Origin of the sequence: Salifodinibacter halophilus, from assembly GCA_012999515.1 — a bacterium.
Classification (GTDB): Bacteria; Pseudomonadota; Gammaproteobacteria; order Nevskiales; family Salinisphaeraceae; genus Salifodinibacter; species Salifodinibacter halophilus.
Genome location: JABEEB010000001.1, coordinates 2,153,113 through 2,170,889 on the forward strand (window position 1 = coordinate 2,153,113; position 17,777 = coordinate 2,170,889).

Genomic DNA, 17,777 nt, shown 5'->3' on the forward strand with positions numbered 1-17,777 from the left:
CCGGGCGTTGGCCCGGGTTTGGGCGGCTCGACCGCTTGTGTCGCCTTTTGGTAATCTGCAAGTAATGATCCTTGGAACGGCCGTCCGCGCTGGACGGCCTTTTTGATTGAAGCGTTTTTATGGACAAGACACCATTAACCGAATCGGGCGCGGAAGCCCTTCGCGCCGAATTGAAGCGTCTCAAGCAGACAGAGCGCCCGCGTATCGTGGCCGCCATCGAGGAAGCGCGTGCGCACGGCGATCTGAAAGAGAACGCCGAATACCATGCGGCCAAGGAAGAACAAGGGTTCAACGAGGATCGGATCGCCGACCTGGAACGAAAAATCGCCTCGGCGCAGATCATCAACGTGGTCCAGGCGGGCGAGCAGGCCGGCGATCGAATCGTGTTCGGCGCCACCGTCCAGTTGGCTGACGAGAATTCGGGTGACGAATTCGCTTACCAGATCGTTGGCGAGGATGAGGCCGATATCAAATCGGGCCTTTTATCATTCGCCACACCTATCGCCCGCGCACTGATCGGTAAATCCGAGGGTGATGTGGTCGATGTTGATGTGCCGGGCGGTCAGCGAACGTTGGAAATACTGGCGGTCAAGTACGTCTGATCCCCGTGTTTTGTACCGGGCGCCAGAGTCTTTTACGGCGAATCGTCATCCGCTGTTTCGTCCGGGTTGGGTCGATAGAGCGTCGCGGTATGGCCGATTCGCTGCACGCATTCGGCATCGACCCGCGCACAGGCGTCATCGACTAATGTCCGACGCGTCGCGCGGTCGGGTGCATCAACGCGGATTTTGACCAGTTCGTGTGCGCTGAGTGTGGCGTCCAGTTCAGCGACGACCGCGTCGCTCATGCCGGCGGCGCCGGCGCGAACGAGGGGTTTGAGATGGTGGGCCCGGCGCTTCAATGCGCGTCGATCGGGTTGTTGTTCGTTTGCCATTATCGTGATCTATGAGATTTGTGCTTGGTGAGTATAGAGGCAGTGTCTAAGCGACGCGGCAACAACGCGTGGCTGAACCGTCAACGCGCCGATCCTTATGTCGCGAAGGCGCACACTGACGGGTATCGCGCACGCTCGGCCTACAAGCTGGCGCAACTCGACGAGCGTGATGATCTGCTCGCGGGTGTTGGTTGTGTTGTCGACCTCGGGGCCGCGCCCGGCGCTTGGAGTCAGTACTGTCGGCGGCGAGTGCCCTCGGCCCGAGTGCTGGCGCTGGACAGACTGGCGATCGAGCCGATTGACGGTGTCGAGATTCTGAGTGGGGATTTTACCAGCGACGATACGCTACATCGCTTATTAGCGACATTTGGCGATGCTCGCCCCGATCTTGTACTTTCGGATATGGCCCCCAATGTCTCCGGTGTTAAATCGGTCGATCAAGCGGCGATCATGGATCTCGCTGAGTTGACTCTGGATTATTGTGAGCGTGTGCTGGCGGATGGCGGCAATGCGGTTATCAAGGTGTTTCAGGGGGCCGGGTTTGACGCCCTCGTCGGCTCGGCTCGGCGATGTTTCAAACAGGTCACGGTCCGCAAGCCCGATGCTTCGCGTGATGCAAGCGCCGAAGTATATTTGGTGGGCCGTAGTTGGTGTGGTGTCCGTCAGGAATCGTCGGACGTATGAACGACGGGGCCGTTACAATGCGGTCCAACGATTTTGCATCGGTCGCGTAAGCGGCCGGGGATTTTAGATTGAACGAACTTGCCAAGAATCTGCTGCTCTGGGTTGTCATCGCGCTGGTGCTGATGACCGTGTTCTCGAGCTTCGCGCCGTCGACCTCCAGCGGGAACAAGATTGCCTATTCGAACTTTTTGGCCAAAGTCAAAAGTAACGAGGTGTCGCAGGTCAAAATCAGCGGCAAGGATATCGAGGGTAGCTTTAGCTCCGGTCGTTCGTTTTCCACGGTCAGCCCCGAGACCAATAACGAAGCGATGATCGGCACGTTGATGGATCACAACGTTGAAATCGTTGGTGAGCCGGCCGACAGCGGGTCGTTTTTCAAGCAGATCCTCATTTCTTGGTTCCCGTTCCTGCTTCTGATTGGCGTGTGGATCTATTTCATGCGCCAGATGCAAGGCGGCGGCGGGGGCCGCGGTGCCATGTCGTTCGGCAAATCCAAGGCCAAACAAATGGCGCCGGAAGACGTGAAGATGCGCTTCGCGGACGTGGCCGGGGTCGAAGAAGCCAAAACCGAAGTGCAGGAGTTGGTTGAGTTCTTGTCCGAGCCATCCAAATTTCAGCGCGTTGGCGGTCAGATTCCGCGTGGTGTGCTGATGGTCGGCTCGCCGGGAACGGGTAAGACAATGCTCGCGCGCGCGATCGCGGGCGAGGCTGGCGTGCCGTTTTTCTCGATTTCCGGTTCGGATTTCGTCGAGATGTTCGTCGGCGTGGGCGCCTCCCGAGTGCGCGACATGTTTGAGCAGGCCAAAAAACAGGCGCCCTGCATCATTTTTGTTGACGAACTGGACGCGGTCGGCCGCCAGCGCGGTGCTGGTATGGGCGGTGGCCACGACGAGCGCGAGCAGACGCTCAACCAGATGCTGGTCGAGATGGATGGTTTCGAGGGCAATGAAGGCGTGATCGTGATCGCGGCTACCAACCGCCCGGATGTGCTCGATCCTGCACTGCTGCGCCCCGGGCGCTTCGACCGCCAGGTGGTGGTGCCGCTGCCCGATGTGCGTGGTCGCGAGCAGATCCTGAATGTGCACATGAAGGATGTGCCCATTCAGAACGGCGTCAATACGTCGATTCTGGCACGCGGTACGCCGGGCTTTTCCGGTGCGGATCTGGCCAATCTGGTCAATGAAGCCGCGCTGTTCGCCGCGCGTGCCGACCATGAGAAAGTCTCGCAGGACGATTTCGAGCGGGCCAAAGACAAGATCCTGATGGGCGCCGAGCGCAAGTCCATGGTCATGACCGAGGACGAGAAAAAGCTGACGGCTTATCACGAATCCGGTCACGCTATTATCGGTTTGTCGGTGCCACAGCACGACCCGGTTCATAAGGTCACGATCGTGCCGCGCGGGCAAGCGATGGGCGTCACCATGTTTCTGCCGGAAGAAGACCGCTACAGCTATTCGCGCCAGCGGCTGATCAGCCAGATCTGTTCGCTCTACGGTGGACGCCTGGCCGAAGAGATCATCTTTGGCAAGGAAGCCGTGACCACCGGCGCCTCCAACGATATCGAGCGTGTCACCGAGATCGCCAATAATATGGTGACCAAGTGGGGGCTATCCGAACGGATGGGGCCGATCACGTATCACAATGATGACGATCAGCCGTTTCTCGGTAAGTCGGCGGCTCAGTCGAACACGGTCTCCGACGAGACCACGCATGCCATCGACGTCGAAGTGCGGCGGATTATCGACGAGTGCTACGAGCGTGCCCGGGAAATCCTGGAAAACAGCATGCCCAAGCTGCATCTGATGGCCGATGCGTTGATGAAATACGAAACCATCGACCGCAAGCAGATCGATCGCATCATGAACGAGGAGGATCCGGGGCCGCCACAGGACTGGATCGACAATCCCGGGTCCGATGGTGGCAATGGCAGCGGCGGTGCCGGTGCTGAAGCCGGGGGGCGCGCTTCGGAGCCAAAACCGGACTCTTCAGACGTGCCAAGCCCCGCGCAGAATCGGCACCGGCTCCACTGACTGGTGGCAATCAACCGAACCGGCGGGTCGGTGGTCTCTGGCCCGTCGGGTGCCGAAATATCGGTCATACCATGGCTGGCCGGCCCAGCCGAGCGCGGGCTTGATCTTGGCCGGGCGGCGGTCATGGGGGTGTTGAACGTCACCCCCGACTCATTCTCGGACGGCGGCCAGCATTATCAGCCCGCCAACGCGGTGTCTCGGGCGTTAGCCATGGAGAATGAAGGCGCCCGCGTGATTGATATTGGCGCGGAATCGACCCGGCCAGGCGCCGAGCCTATGTCTGCCGCGACACAGATCGAACGGTTGGCGCCGGTGCTGCGTGAGCTTCGCCCGGCAACCGACTGTTTCATTTCCGTCGACACCAGCGAGCCCGCGGTTATCGATGCGGTGGCTGAGCTGGGTGCCGATATGGTTAATGACGTACGCGGACTACGTGTGCCGGGCGCTATCGACGCTGTTGCGCGCCACGAGTTGGCGGTCTGTGTCAGTCACATGCAAGGCGAGCCTGTTTCCATGCAACAGGCGCCGCAGTACGATGACGTCGTCGCCGACGTTGCAGATTATCTGGCCGCGCGCGTCGACGAATGCGTGGCGGCCGGTGTTCGCTCGGATCGCCTATGTGTGGACCCAGGGTTTGGTTTCGGTAAGACGCGTGCGCACAATATAGCTATGTTGCAATCGGTTGCGCAGTTTGGCGTTAAGGGGCGGCCCATTCTGCTCGGGGTCTCTCGTAAGTCGATGTTTGCGCGCATCTTCGACGACGACAGCCACGACGCGCGGGTCAATGGCAGTTTGGCCAGCGCTGTTTGGGCTGTATCGCAAGGGGTGGCCATCGTGCGTGCACACGACGTGCGCGCGACCGTGCAGGTTTGTCAGTTGGCCGACGCGCTGGCCAGTGACAGCGTGTCGAGCTGATGGGCGAATCGATTTTCGGTACGGACGGTATCCGGGGGCGTGTCGGTAGCGAGCCGATGACGCCGGATTTTGCGCTTCGGCTTGGGTTCGCGGCTGGCAGTGTCTTGCTCGCCGAAAACTATGGCGCAACCGATGACATGCAGCCGTGTGTGTTGATCGGTAAGGACACGCGTTTGTCGGGCGACATGCTGGAATCGGCGCTCGAATCGGGATTCGCCGCCGCAGGCGTGGATGTGCTGCTCGTGGGAACGCTGCCCACGCCTGGTATCGCGCATCTTACGCGCACCTATCGCGCCGCGGCTGGGTTGGTCATCAGTGCTTCGCACAATCCTCATTACGACAACGGATTTAAGTTTTTCTCGCCGCGTGGCCAGAAGCTTTCGGATGCGATTGAAAGCCGTATCGCAGCGGCATTGGACCAGCCGTTAGCCTGCGTGCCCTCGGGTAAGCTCGGGCGTGCCAGCCGCGTGGATAGCGCGGCTGGACGTTATGTCGAATTTTGTAAATCCACCGCGCGTCTCGATCTGGCTGGCCTGCGTGGTCTGAAGTTGGTCGTTGACTGCGCTAATGGCGCGATGTGTCATGTCGCGCCTTCGGTTTTCCGGGAGCTAAACGCCGAAGTCAAAGAGATCGCCACCGAGCCCGACGGCCAAAACATCAACCGCGAGTGTGGCTCGACAAACCCTGAAGGGCTTGCGAGCGCGGTAATCGATGAAGGTGCCGACGTCGGCATCGCGTTCGATGGCGATGGTGATCGCTGTATCATGATTGATCATTGCGGTCGCGTTATCGACGGTGATGACCTGCTCTATGTCATTGCCGCAGCTCGACATGCCAGAGGTGCTCTGCGTGGCCCGGTCGTCGGAACAGTCATGACCAATCTGGGTGTGGTCCAGGCGTTTGAGCGGGCTGGCATTGATTTTGAGCGGGCCCCAGTGGGCGATCGCTATGTTTTTGAACGGCTCGAAGCCAACGGTGGTGAGGTCGGTGGCGAGGCCTCCGGCCATGTCCTGTGTTTGGATCGTGCGACGACCGGCGACGGAGTGGTCACCGCGTTACAGACACTGGCCATCATGATTGGCTGTGGTCGCAGCCTGGCGGATTTGACCGCCGGTCTTGTCCACCACCCAAACGCGCTAGTCAACGTCGAGCTCGCACCGGGCGAGGCCGATCGACTGATGCAGCATCCGCAGGTGTTGGCTGACATCGAGCGCGCGGAAGCCGCGTTCGAGGGTGCCGGTCGCGTGTTGCTGCGAGCCTCGGGCACGGAGCACAAGTTGCGCGTGATGGTGGAAGGTCCTGATCAGGATAAGGTATACTGGTGGGCTAACGAGCTAGCGGCGGGCGTGCGCGGCCAAGCAGCGCACGGCGTCTGAAGATGCTACTTGCGTGTCTGTTCGCCGCCATCTGAATCCGCAAGTTCCAATCCAAAGGGGTCCGACATGAAGCGTGGCTCGCTGGTTATCGGCAACTGGAAAATGAACGGCAGTGCGTCCGAGGTCGATCATTTTGCGGCGGCGCTCAAAGGCGCCGAACAACTGCCGTGTGAAGTCGGCGTCTGCGTGCCGTTTGTCTATATCGAGCGTATGGCGCGTGCGGTCGCCGGCAGCCAGGTTGTCGTGGGTGGTCAGGATGTGGCCGACCGCGTGGATCCTGGTGCACTGACCGGTGCGGTTAATGCGCGCATGTTAGGCGATGTTGGCGCGGGCGACGTCATTGTGGGGCATTCCGAGCGGCGTAGTGAATACGGCGAAACCGACCAAAACATTGTTGCTAAGGTCGGCGCGGCACTCGAAGCGGGGGTGCGGCCGATTGTATGTGTGGGCGAAACCAAGCAGCAACGCGACGCGGGTCATTTCCAGCAGGTCGTGGATGCTCAGCTCGACGCGGTTTTGTCCTCTTTTGAGAGCCGTGAGTTGGCGTCGCTGGTAGTGGCTTACGAGCCGGTATGGGCGATTGGGACCGGTGATACTGCTACGCCGGAAGAGGCCGAAGAGGCGCACAGCCATATTCGTGGCCGCGTAGCCGCGTACAATTCCGAGCTGGCCGACGGCTGCCGGATCATCTATGGCGGTAGTGTCAAACCGGATAACGCGGCCGACATTTTCCGCCAGGACAACGTGGATGGCGCGCTGGTTGGCGGTGCTTCACTCAATTATGATTCGTTCGCCGCGATCGCAGCCGCTAGCGTCGAGGCAGAGCAACAAAACAAAACTGGCTGACCGACTCCTATATGTTGTATTCGATCCTGGTCACGACGCAGGTCGTGGTTGCTTTGAGTTTAGTTGGCCTGATACTGCTCCAGCATGGCAAGGGTGCCGATGCGGGTGCGGCTTTCGGCAGCGGTGCGTCGGGCACCGTCTTCGGCGCCAAGGGCAGCGCTAATTTCATGAGTCGGGCGACAGCCGGTTTGGCTATCGCCTTTTTTGCACTGAGTCTGACGTTGGCGTATCTGGTCAATGCCGGAAGTACGGGTGGTTCCAGTGTGACCAGCAGCTTGCCGGCACAGACTGCCAATCCGGCCGAGACGAAAAAGGATGGCAGCAACTCAGGCGACAAGAACTCGAACTCTGGTTCGTCAAACGAGTCGCAGAAAAACGATGAGGCCGCCGCTGGAAGCGAGGGTGGCGAATCGGGCGGCGATTCGGGTAAAATGACGGCGCCGCCAGCGCCGGCTGATGACAAATCAGACGTCGATGCGCCGTCAGACACCCAAGCGGGCCAGTCAGGCGGAGATGACAATGGCCAAGGCCATTAAGTAGTGATACAATGCGCCGACGTGGTGGAATTGGTAGACACGCTGTCTTGAGGAGGCAGTAGCGCAAGCTGTGCCGGTTCGAGTCCGGCCGTCGGCACCAATTTTTGCTTGATTTTTCGTTGCTAATTGGGCGACGCTAAGTTACACTACTAACGATCGGGTGCGGGGTGGAGCAGTCTGGCAGCTCGTCGGGCTCATAACCCGAAGGTCGCAGGTTCGAATCCTGCCCCCGCTACCAACTTGATGTTGAAGAAAGCCCCGATCACGGGGCTTTTTTCGTTGTGAGCCGGTGTTCCATGGCGACGGATTTAAGTAAGCAATTGGCGCCGGTCCTGGCTGATCTCGGCTACGAGCTTTGGCATCTGGAACCTGGTGCCGACGGGCAGTCTGACTTGCTGCGTGTCTATATCGATGCCGAGAACGGCATCGACGTCGACGACTGCGAAAAGGCCAGCCGCGAAATCGATGCGACGTTAACCGTCGCTGGGTACAACTATGCGCTGGAGGTTTCGTCGCCGGGCGTCGAACGCCCGCTGGTGACCGGGTTGCATTTTCAGCGGTTTATTGGTGAGCGTGCGCGCGTGCGATGTTTTAGCCCTGTGGGCGGGCAGCGTCGGTTCTGTGGCTGGATTCGCAGCGTCGACGATGGGCGTTTGGGGATTGCCGAGGCTGACGAAACCGTCGAAATCGACTTGTCGAATATCGCCAAGGCGTATCTAGACCCGGAAGTTTGGCCGGACGGCTCGACGCATTGATCCCCGTTTCCGACAACCCGACATACTGTTTATGAGCAAGAACGTACTGCTGGTCGCCGAGGCGGTCGCCAACGAGAAGGGCGTTGAGCGCCCGATCATATTTGAGGCTATTGAAGCCGCCCTCGAATCTGCCACCCGTAAGCTTTACGACGAAGACGTCGGCATCCGTGTGACGATCGATCAGGATACCGGCGACTACCGCACGTTTCGTTTCTGGGAGGTGTTAGAGCCGGGTGAAATCGATGCGGAGACTGGTGAGCCGCGTTTCATTGAATCGCCGGGCCGCGAGATTTCAGTGGAGCAAGCGCACGAGCACGATACGACACTCAGTGTCGGCGACGTTGTTGAGGAAGAAGTCGAGTCGATCGAGTTCGGTCGTATCGGTGCCCAAGCCGCCAAACAGGTCATCGTTCAGAAAGTGCGCGAGGCCGAGCGCGCGCAGATTGTCGAGCAGTATCGCGACCGCGTCGGCGAATTAATTACTGGCCTGGTCAAGCGTTTGGATAAAGGGTCGGTGATTCTGGATCTGGGCGGCAACGCGGAAGCGTTGATCCCGCGTGATCATCTGATCCCGCGCGAAACGATGCGGCCAGGCGACCGTGTGCGGGGCTTTTTATTCGACGTGCGCCCGGAACAGCGCGGCCCGCAGCTTTTTGTTTCGCGTACCCGGCCGGAATTTCTGGTCGAGCTGTTCAAGCTGGAGGTGCCAGAAGTCGGGCAGGGGCTTATCGAGTTGCGCGGCGCTGCCCGCGACCCGGGCTTGCGCGCCAAGATTTCGGTTCAGGCCAAAGATCGGCGTATCGACCCGGTCGGCGCTTGTGTCGGTATGCGGGGCTCGCGTGTGCAGAGCGTATCCAACGAATTGGTCGGCGAGCGCATCGACATCATCGTATGGGATGAGAATCCGGCCCAGTTTGTTATCAATGCCATGGCGCCTGCCGATATTGAATCCATCGTTCTGGACGAGGATTCCGGTAGCATGGATCTGGCGGTCACCGAGGAATCTCTGGCCAAAGCGATCGGCCGCGGCGGACAAAATATTCGTCTTGCCTCAAATCTGACCGAATGGCAGCTGAATGTCATGACGCTCGAGGACGCAGACGCGAAAAGCGAGTCTGAATCGCGTGAGCTCCAGGAGCATTTCCAGACCGATCTGGATGTTGACGCCGAAGTGGCAGCCATTCTGGTTCAGGAAGGCTTCACGACGACCGAAGAAGTCGCCTACGTGCCGCCCTCGGAATTACTGACGGTCGAGGAATTCGACGAAGATGTTGTTGAGGAGCTGCGTAATCGCGCGCGTGACTGTCTGTTGTCGCGGGCGATCTCGAGCGCAGAAGGCGCAGGTGAAGGCGAGCCGGCTGATAGTCTGCTGCAAGTCGACGGCATCGACGACAATCTGGGGCGCGAACTGGCCGGTCACGGCGTGCAGACGCGCGATGATTTGGCCGAGCTGGATGTCGAGGAACTTCAGGAATATATTGAGATCGACAACGAGCGCGCGGCGGCACTGATCATGGCCGCTCGGGCACACTGGTTTGAAGCGACTGATTCCTAAAAGGTCGGTCGGGCAACCAAGGCAAATGAACAGTCGTAGTAACGCCGGTCGATAAACGGGCCGGCGGCGACGGAGAAAGCGAAATATGGCGGATACCACAGTCAACGATCTGGCAAACGAAGTCGGCATACCGGTCGAGCGGCTGGTCACACGGCTTGCAGATGCTGGTGTTGACGCCAGTCAGGGAACCGACGTCATCAGCGGTGAGGACAAGCTCAAACTCTTGCGGCATCTGCGTGATGCGGGCAGTGGGGGCGCCCGGAAGTCCGGCGGCACCTTGAGTGCCGGAAGCCGCGGTACGGTCTCGGTCCAGCGTCGCTCCAACTCGGAGATGACGGTCAATACTGGGCGTGGCAGCGATCGGGGCCGGACTGTCAATGTCGAAGTGCGCAAGCGTCGGACTTACGCTGGCCGGTCGCAGGCCGGCGAGGCTGAGCCAGGCCCCGAGGCAGATGAATCGGCGCCGGCAGCCGAAACGCAGGCGCCCACTGAGGCCCCGGAGCCGGACGCGCCGACAACAGGTGAGGCGCCGGTTAGCGCCGAAACCGTGGAAACCGCCGCCGACGCCGAGATCGAAGCAGAATCGACATCGACGGAGTCCGAGACGCCGGCGGATGCGTCGAGCGAACAGGCCGGGGCGGATCAGGAAGACGTCGGCGAGCCGGTTGACTCGGAGCCCGAGCTCGAAGCCGAGCCCGCTCCCGAACCTGAGTCGGCACCGGTGTCCGAGCCCGAGTCGACGTCGGCCTCGTCCGAGACTGCTTCGAAAACTGAGGCAGCCAGCGATGCTGGAAAGACGGCCGCGGGCAATACTGCGGCTGACAACCAGCAGCCAGCAGGCGGTGGCCGTCGCCGCGACGCGGCACGCTCGCGCGCTCAGGAGAATCTGGAACGCGCGGCCAAAAGCCACGGTCGCACCGAAGCCGATGCCAAACGCGATAGCGAGCGCAAGAACCGGCGTGAGCTGCATGTGGCTGATGAAAAACGTGGTCAGCGACGCTCGAAGTCGAACCGTCGTGGCGGTAATCGGTCACGGCAAGTCAATATGTCGAACGAGCACGGGTTCGAGCGGCCAACCGCACCGGTGGTGCGCGATATCGAGATTCCCGAGACCATTACGGTGGCCGATCTGGCCCAATCCATGGCGGTCAAAAGCGGCGAGCTTTTGAAACGCATGATGAAGCTCGGTGTCATGGCCACCATTAACCAAACCGTGGATCAGGAAACGGCCACGATCCTGGTCGAGGAAATGGGGCATACCCCCAAGCCGGTCGCCTCCGAATCCGCCGAGGACACCCTGTTGGAAGCGGTGCGTTCCAAGGAGCAACAAGCCGAGCAACAGCCGCGGGCGCCGGTGGTCACGATCATGGGGCACGTCGACCACGGAAAGACATCGTTATTGGATTATATCCGCCGCACGCGGGTAACAGCCGGCGAGTCCGGCGGTATTACGCAGCATATCGGTGCCTATCACGTCGAACACGATAAGGGCGCGATAACCTTTATCGACACGCCAGGCCACGCAGCCTTTACCAAGATGCGGGCACGTGGTGCCGAGACCACCGATGTCGCCATTCTCATCGTAGCTGCCGATGATGGCGTCATGCCGCAAACCCGCGAATCCATCGAGCACGCACGCGCGGCCGACGTGCCGATGGTGGTCGCCGTCACCAAATCGGATCTGGACAGCGCTGACTCCGACAAGGTCAAAAGTGGGTTGTCAGCCGAAAACATCATCCCCGAAGAATGGGGCGGTGAGACCCAGGTGGTCGAAGTCTCGTCGGAGACCGGGGCTGGTGTCGATGATCTGCTGGATGCGGTTACGGTACAGGCCGAGCTCGCCGAATTGGCGGCGCCGGTGGACGTGCCGGCACGTGGCACGGTCATCGAATCGAGTCTGGAAAAAGGCCGTGGCTCGGTGGCGACGATCCTGGTGCAGGCGGGCACGCTGAAACGCGGTGACACTCTGTTGGCCGGGTCGCACCACGGCCGCGTCCGCGCGCTATTCGACGAGCGCGGTGACCAGATCAAGAGCGCGCGGCCGTCGATCCCGGTCGAGGTGCTCGGGTTGTCCGGTACGCCCGAAGCCGGCGACGACGCGTTCGTTGTCTCCGATGAAAAACGCGCCCGTGAAATCGCCGAGCAGCGCGATGATTCCCGGCGCGAGAACAAGCTTGCCCGTCAGCAGGCCGCGCGGCTGGACGAGGTCTTTTCTACCATTGGTGGTGAGAGCTCGGCCGAAACCAAGGATCTGAACCTGATCGTTAAAGGCGATGTGCAGGGCAGCGTGGAAGCGTTGATCGAATCGCTGCACAACATCCCGGCGCGTGAAGTCAAAATCCGCATCGTTGGCAGCGGAGTCGGCGGTATCAGTGAGTCCGACATCGAACTGGCGAGTGCGTCGAGCGCAATCATCATCGGCTTCAACGTTCGTGCGGACGCCAAAGCCAAGAAGCTGATGCGCGACAGTGAAGTCGATGTGCGCTACTACAGCGTTATCTATGAAGCCATCGAGGATGTGACAGCCGCGATCAACGGTCTGCTCGGTACCGAACTGCGCGAAGAAATCATCGGCGTGGCTGGTGTGCGTAATGTCTTCCGCTCGTCCAAGCTCGGTGCTGTCGCCGGTTGTTTGGTCGAGGATGGGGCGGTCGTACGCTCGCAACCGATCCGCGTGCTGCGCAATAACACCGTCGTCTATGAGGGTGAGTTGGAATCGTTGCGGCGTCACAAGGACGACGTCGAACGCGTCGAAGCTGGCACCGAATGCGGTATCGGTGTGAAGAACTATAACGATATTCAGCCAGGTGACCAGATTGAGGTCTACGAACGGACCGAAGTCCAGCGCTCGGTGGGAGCGCCGGAGTCTGCCTGATGACGAGGTGTCGCTGGGGCAGTGATTCGTTGATGGCTTGGCTAGTCGGGGGTGGTCATCTTGGCACGCGATGATAGTCGGCCGGTGCGGATCGCTGCGGCCATTCGTCGTGAACTGGGTGAGTTGATCGCCACCGAGGTCAAAGACCCGCGTGTTTCACTCGCAACCGTGACCGATGTCGAATTAAGCGACGACCTCGGCCACGCACGCGTATTCATCTCAAGCCTGGATGTGGTTTCCGAGACCGATCGCGTAGATGAGATCGTCACTGGGCTCCAAGCAGCGACGGGCTTTTTCAAAAAACGGTTGAATGCGCGCCTGCGCTTACGCGTTGTGCCGCAACTGCGATTTATCGCGGATACCACCGAGCGCAACGCGCAGACCCTTGATCGTCTGATCGAGGGCGCAGTTGCCTCCGATCGCGCCAGCGCGGCCGAAGGTGACGACGAGCGCAGCGATTCCGACGACAACGCCTGAATCAGGGCATGCCCCGTCGTCGCAAGGGCGCCGCTATCGACGGCGTGTTTCTGCTGGATAAGGCACAGGGCGTATCGTCGAATAACGCATTGCAACAGGTGCGTCACACGCTGAGCGCTCAAAAAGCCGGCCATACTGGCAGCCTTGACCCGCTAGCCACGGGCTTGTTGCCGATCTGTCTCGGCGAGGCCACGAAAGTCGCTGGCCATCTATTGGATGCACCGAAATCGTACCGTGTCACGGCTGCGATTGGTGCGGCTACCGACACCGGCGACGCCGAGGGTCGCACGCTCGAGCAAAGTGCGACTGATTTGCCCGATAACGACACTGTTGATGCGGCTTTATCCCATTTTGTTGGCGATCAATACCAGATACCGCCAATGTATTCGGCACTGAAACACCACGGACGCCCCCTGTACGAATATGCGCGGGCGGGTCAGACCGTGCCCCGCGAAGCACGCCCGGTTCGCGTCGAACGTTTGACGCGAATCGCGGCGGGCAATGGTGAGCTCGAGCTCGCGCTCGATGTCTCGGCAGGCACTTATGTGCGCCAACTCGTAGCCGATATTGCCGTGGCGCTTGGTCGCGTTGCCCATGTAACTGCGTTGCGACGCGTTTCTGTCGGCGCTCTGGGGTGTATCGAGCAGCCGATGAACCCGATTGAAACGTTGCGACAACATGTCGCGAACGACGGCGATGCTTCCGAGCATCTGGTTGGCTTGTCGGCGCTGCTGGCCGATTGGCCGGCTGCTACACTGGATGAGCGCGATGCACACCGGCTCGTCAATGGTGGCCGGATTGCGATGCGAAATCCGGTGACCGACGACCCATCGGCACTTTGTCGTGTTCATGACGCGACAGGGGGATTGATTGCGATCGGCGCTTGCTCTGAGCAAGGCGTGCTGCAGCCAAAACGTGTTTTCGTCCGTCCGCAGTCTTGAGTAGGCCGGGGTGGATGTTGCTTTTACATGCCTAGCTGCGATGCGCGAAAATGTGTCGCGTTGGCGGCAGGCATACGCGGCTGCAACCATTAGCCATGCGTGATTGGCGCGACGTCAGTCGCCAACTTCGAGGGCGGAGGCGCCACGGTCTGCTCACTGAGCCTGGCAACGGGCGATGTGCCGGGCGGTTGTCCACAAGCGCTCGAACAGGCAAAATAACAGTTTAATTCGGCGGGGCGTGCCGGCGGTCGGGCTTTTTCTTGAAACGCGACGAGCTTTTCACTCGCGGCTCAGGAAAAAGCCGGTCTGGCGCTGTGGCGCAGTCTCGCGCGGGTTGGTAATAAACGGAGACAATATCTATGGCGCTTTCGAGCGAGCAAAAAACTGCAGTCGTAGAGAAATACGGCCGCGACCGCAATGACACCGGGTCACCCGAAGTACAAATTGCGTTGCTGACAACGCGTATCACCGAACTCGGTGGCCATTTCAACCAGCATAGCGGCGACCACCACTCGCGGCGTGGCCTGCTGAAAATGGTTAGCCAGCGCCGCAAGCTGCTGGACTATGTCAAACGCAAGGACCAGAGCCGTTACCGGACTTTGATCAAGGATCTCGGGCTGCGGCGCTAATCCGGCGCCAGGGCTCTGGGTCGGAATCATTGCCAAGCCGTTGTCGTTGGTTCGACCACGGGCCGCATGCGGCGCGGCTAGCAAAAATAGTATGCAAAAAAGCGCCCCGCGCATTCGCCGGTGGCGCTTTTTTGTATGAAACGAAGTAGGAAGAAGAGATAGTGAACGAAACAAGTAAGCAAAGTTTTGAGTTTGGTGGCCAAACGGTCACTTTGGAAACCGGTCGTATGGCCAAGCAGGCTGACGCGGCTGTGATGGTTAGCATGGGCGATACGCTCGTCCTGGTGACGGCCGTTGGCAAAAAACAGGCGGCGCCGAATGCGGCGTTTTTCCCGCTGACCGTCAATTATCAGGAGCGCACCTACGCCGGTGGCAAGATCCCGGGTGGATTTTTCAAGCGGGAAGGCCGGCCGAGCGAAGCTGAAACGCTGACCTGTCGGCTCATCGACCGTCCGATTCGGCCGCTGTTCCCGGACGGTTTCTATAACGAAGTCCAGATCATCGCCACTGTCATGTCGCTCGATCCCGAAATCGATGCCGATGTCCCGGCCATGATCGGCGCCTCGGCCGCCCTGTCGCTATCGGGCATGCCGTTCGCCGGACCGATCGGTGGTTGCCGGGTCGGCTATGCCGACGGCGACTACATTCTGAACCCGAGTGCCACCCAGTTGGCGACCAGCGAACTCAATCTCGTCGTGGCAGGCACCGACGACGCGGTCTTGATGGTCGAGTCGGAAGCAAGCCAGTTGAGCGAAGAGGCCATGCTGGGCGCCGTTCTTTTCGGCCATGATCAACTCCAGGCTGCCATTGATGCCATCAATAAGCTGACAAGCGAAGCTGGCAAGCCCGCGTGGGATTGGCAGCCGCCGGAAACCGACGCGGCGTTGAGCGAACGCGTGGCCGACCATGTTCGTGACAGCGTCGCGGCGGCCTATCAGATTGCCGACAAGCAGGATCGCCAAGCGCGAATCGACGAGATCAAGCAAGACGCGGTGGCTCAATTCGCGGGCGAAGATGCCGACGCCGAGGCGACCGTCAAGGCCGCGCTCGGCGATGTTGAGAAAAAGACGGTGCGCTCGCGGGTTCTAAACGGCGAACCCCGCATCGACGGCCGCGATACGCGCAGTGTGCGGCCGATCGAAGTCGAGACCGGCGTGCTGCCGCGTACCCACGGGTCGGCGCTTTTCACGCGCGGCGAGACCCAGGCCCTGGTTGTCACTACGCTGGGCACCGGGCGCGATGCGCAGATGATCGACGCGGTCGCCGGCAAGTACGACGAGCCGTTCATGCTGCATTACAACTTCCCACCGTACTGCGTCGGTGAAGCTGGTTTCATGGGTGCGCCCAAGCGTCGCGAGATCGGCCACGGCAAGCTCGCCAAGCGCGGTATCGCCGGGGCCTTGCCGGACTTGGAGAAGGAATTCCCCTACGTGTTGCGTGTGGTCTCGGAGATCACCGAATCCAATGGCTCGTCGTCGATGGCTTCGGTCTGCGGCACCAGTCTGGCGCTCATGGATGCCGGAGTGCCGACTAAAGCGCCGGTCGCCGGTGTGGCCATGGGTCTGATCAAGGAAGATGACAAGTTCGCAGTGTTGACCGATATCCTCGGCGACGAAGATCATCTTGGCGATATGGACTTCAAGGTGGCCGGTTCCAAGAACGGCATCACGGCGCTGCAGATGGACATCAAGATCGGCGGCATCACCCGCGAGATCATGGAAGCTGCGCTGGAACAGGCGCGCGAGGGTCGGTTGCATATCCTCGGCGAGATGGAACAGGCAATCGATCAGCCGCGTCAGGAAGTGTCCGAGTGGGCGCCACGTATCACCGACATGAAGATCGACAGCGAAAAGATTCGTGACGTGATCGGCAAAGGCGGTGCCACGATTCGCAGTATCACGGAAGAAACCGGCGCCAATGTGGACATCGAGGACGATGGCACGGTGCATATTTCGGCGGTCGACAAATCGGCGGCCGACGCCGCGATCAAGCGGATTGAAGACATTACCCGCGATATCGAAGCCGGTCAGGTCTACGAAGGTGAAGTCGTTCGCATTGTCGACTTTGGCGCGTTCGTCAACCTCGTGCCCGGTCGCGACGGGTTGGTGCATATCTCGCAGATTGCCCAGCACCGCGTCGAGAATGTGACCGACGAGCTAAGCGAAGGTCAGACTGTTCAGGTCAAGGTGCTGGAGGTCGATCGGCAGGGCAAGATTCGCCTTTCGATCAAGGCTCTTGAGGAGTCGGTAGAAGCCGAGTCTGAATAGATAGTGACTCAACCGGCCGACGACGACGCGGTTTAGGCGTCGTCGTCGGTGCGGTTGCGTTCGTCCGCGGCATCGCGGCGCTGGCGAAGATTGGCCAGCACCTCGCGGCGGACATTTTTCCAGATCGGGCGCTGTAGCGGGGTCAGCTCGCGCAGCGCCGTGATCGGATTGCTGACGTCCAGCATGGATTTCAAGCGACCGCGAAATTGCTGCTGTTGCTCGTTGAAGAAATCCAGCGAAAGCTCAAGATACGAGCTCATCGCACCCTGCATCGAATCACCATAGAATCGGATGATGTGGCGCAGGACCCGCGTGCGGAATATGGGATTGCTCCCTTCTTCCTGATCACTGATGATCTGTAGCAGGATGCTGCGCGTGATATCGCGGCCGGAGCGTTTGTCGACCACGGTGAAGTCTTCGCCGGCGATCACAAGGCGCCGCACATCTTCCAGCGTGATATAACAACTCGAACCGGTGTCATACAGACGCCGGTTCGGGTATTTATTGATCAGTCGTAATGTGGCCATGGCGCGTTGAAGCTGGCTCGGGTGAGACGCTGATCGGTCGCGCCTGGAAGAAGTGCGGTGACTGTCTACGGCGCGATTTGACGTTCACGGATTTCGTCGAGACTTTTGCAGTCGACGCATAGCGACGCCGTCGGCCGCGCTTCCAGTCGTCGGATCCCGATCTCCGAACCACAGGTGTCGCAAAAGCCATACTCGTCGCGTTCGACCCGCCCAATACTTTCGTTAATTTTATTTAGGAGCTTGCGCTCACGGTCGCGAGTGCGCAGTTCGAGGCTGAACTCCGACTCCTGACTCGCGCGATCGGTCGGGTCTGGGAAATTAGCCGCCTCGTCCTGCATGTGGTGCATGGTCCGGTCGACTTCAGTCATCAGCGCCTGTTTCCAGCCTTCAAGAATCTGGCGGAAATGCTCGCGTTGATCGGCGTTCATGT

Annotated in this window: 17 protein-coding genes and 2 tRNA genes; 16 read left to right on the forward strand and 3 right to left on the reverse strand. The window is 60.2% G+C overall.

Annotated features, from left to right (window positions below):
* Positions 1 to 119: 119 nt before the first annotated feature.
* Entirely contained in the window at positions 120 to 602 is a 483-nt protein-coding gene (greA, locus tag HKX41_10050; protein ID NNC24484.1) for a transcription elongation factor GreA, read from the forward strand.
* A gap of 32 nt (positions 603 to 634) precedes the next feature.
* On the opposite strand, the gene HKX41_10055 is transcribed toward greA, so the two are convergent.
* Complete coding sequence (locus HKX41_10055; GenBank protein NNC24485.1) at positions 635 to 934, reverse strand: YhbY family RNA-binding protein; 300 nt, start codon at positions 932 to 934, stop codon at positions 635 to 637.
* A 42-nt stretch (positions 935 to 976) separates the two neighbouring features.
* On the opposite strand from HKX41_10055, the gene HKX41_10060 reads away from it, so the two are divergent.
* The 15 genes from HKX41_10060 (at position 977) to pnp (ending at position 16,820) form a co-directional block, all read left to right on the forward strand.
* The gene (locus HKX41_10060; GenBank protein ID NNC24486.1) at positions 977 to 1,618 is read left to right on the forward strand and encodes an RlmE family RNA methyltransferase; all 642 of its coding nucleotides are present in this window, start codon (positions 977 to 979) and stop codon (positions 1,616 to 1,618) included.
* 68 nt (positions 1,619 to 1,686) lie between these two features.
* The gene (gene hflB / locus HKX41_10065; GenBank protein NNC24487.1) at positions 1,687 to 3,648 is read left to right on the forward strand and encodes an ATP-dependent zinc metalloprotease FtsH; all 1,962 of its coding nucleotides are present in this window, start codon (positions 1,687 to 1,689) and stop codon (positions 3,646 to 3,648) included.
* A gap of 123 nt (positions 3,649 to 3,771) precedes the next feature.
* Positions 3,772 to 4,563, forward strand: a complete 792-nt coding sequence (gene folP, locus HKX41_10070; GenBank protein NNC24488.1) for a dihydropteroate synthase — start codon at positions 3,772 to 3,774, stop codon at positions 4,561 to 4,563.
* The gene (gene glmM, locus HKX41_10075) at positions 4,563 to 5,939 is read left to right on the forward strand and encodes a phosphoglucosamine mutase (protein NNC24489.1); all 1,377 of its coding nucleotides are present in this window, start codon (positions 4,563 to 4,565) and stop codon (positions 5,937 to 5,939) included. Before folP ends, glmM begins: the two co-directional genes overlap by 1 nt.
* A gap of 66 nt (positions 5,940 to 6,005) precedes the next feature.
* Entirely contained in the window at positions 6,006 to 6,785 is a 780-nt protein-coding gene (locus HKX41_10080; protein NNC24490.1) for a triose-phosphate isomerase, read from the forward strand.
* 11 nt (positions 6,786 to 6,796) lie between these two features.
* Complete coding sequence (gene secG / locus HKX41_10085) at positions 6,797 to 7,321, forward strand: preprotein translocase subunit SecG (protein NNC24491.1); 525 nt, start codon at positions 6,797 to 6,799, stop codon at positions 7,319 to 7,321.
* 15 nt (positions 7,322 to 7,336) lie between these two features.
* Positions 7,337 to 7,421, forward strand: a tRNA-Leu gene (locus HKX41_10090).
* Positions 7,422 to 7,482: 61 nt separating this feature from the next.
* Positions 7,483 to 7,559: transfer RNA gene (locus HKX41_10095), tRNA-Met, on the forward strand.
* Positions 7,560 to 7,617: 58 nt separating this feature from the next.
* The gene (locus HKX41_10100; protein ID NNC24492.1) at positions 7,618 to 8,076 is read left to right on the forward strand and encodes a ribosome maturation factor RimP; all 459 of its coding nucleotides are present in this window, start codon (positions 7,618 to 7,620) and stop codon (positions 8,074 to 8,076) included.
* Positions 8,077 to 8,107: 31 nt separating this feature from the next.
* Positions 8,108 to 9,631: a transcription termination/antitermination protein NusA gene (nusA, locus tag HKX41_10105; GenBank protein ID NNC24493.1), complete on the forward strand. Its 1,524-nt coding sequence runs from the start codon at positions 8,108 to 8,110 to the stop codon at positions 9,629 to 9,631.
* Positions 9,632 to 9,716: 85 nt separating this feature from the next.
* Entirely contained in the window at positions 9,717 to 12,506 is a 2,790-nt protein-coding gene (gene infB, locus HKX41_10110; protein NNC24494.1) for a translation initiation factor IF-2, read from the forward strand.
* 60 nt (positions 12,507 to 12,566) lie between these two features.
* Complete coding sequence (gene rbfA, locus HKX41_10115; GenBank protein NNC24495.1) at positions 12,567 to 12,983, forward strand: 30S ribosome-binding factor RbfA; 417 nt, start codon at positions 12,567 to 12,569, stop codon at positions 12,981 to 12,983.
* Between the two features lie 8 nt (positions 12,984 to 12,991).
* Positions 12,992 to 13,924, forward strand: coding sequence for a tRNA pseudouridine(55) synthase TruB (truB, locus tag HKX41_10120; GenBank protein ID NNC24496.1), 933 nt, complete (start codon positions 12,992 to 12,994; stop codon positions 13,922 to 13,924).
* A 359-nt stretch (positions 13,925 to 14,283) separates the two neighbouring features.
* Positions 14,284 to 14,553 (forward strand): 30S ribosomal protein S15, encoded by a 270-nt coding sequence (rpsO, locus tag HKX41_10125; protein NNC24497.1) that lies wholly within the window; start codon positions 14,284 to 14,286, stop codon positions 14,551 to 14,553.
* A 161-nt stretch (positions 14,554 to 14,714) separates the two neighbouring features.
* Positions 14,715 to 16,820 carry a polyribonucleotide nucleotidyltransferase gene (pnp, locus tag HKX41_10130; GenBank protein ID NNC24498.1) on the forward strand — a complete coding sequence of 702 codons (2,106 nt, stop codon included), beginning with the start codon at positions 14,715 to 14,717 and terminating at the stop codon, positions 16,818 to 16,820.
* A 32-nt stretch (positions 16,821 to 16,852) separates the two neighbouring features.
* Here the strand turns inward: pnp and phaR are convergent, their stop codons facing one another.
* Together phaR and dksA are read right to left on the reverse strand one after the other, a co-directional pair.
* Positions 16,853 to 17,347 carry a polyhydroxyalkanoate synthesis repressor PhaR gene (gene phaR, locus HKX41_10135; protein ID NNC24499.1) on the reverse strand — a complete coding sequence of 165 codons (495 nt, stop codon included), beginning with the start codon at positions 17,345 to 17,347 and terminating at the stop codon, positions 16,853 to 16,855.
* Between the two features lie 65 nt (positions 17,348 to 17,412).
* Entirely contained in the window at positions 17,413 to 17,775 is a 363-nt protein-coding gene (gene dksA / locus HKX41_10140) for an RNA polymerase-binding protein DksA (protein NNC24500.1), read from the reverse strand.
* Positions 17,776 to 17,777 lie beyond the last annotated feature (2 nt).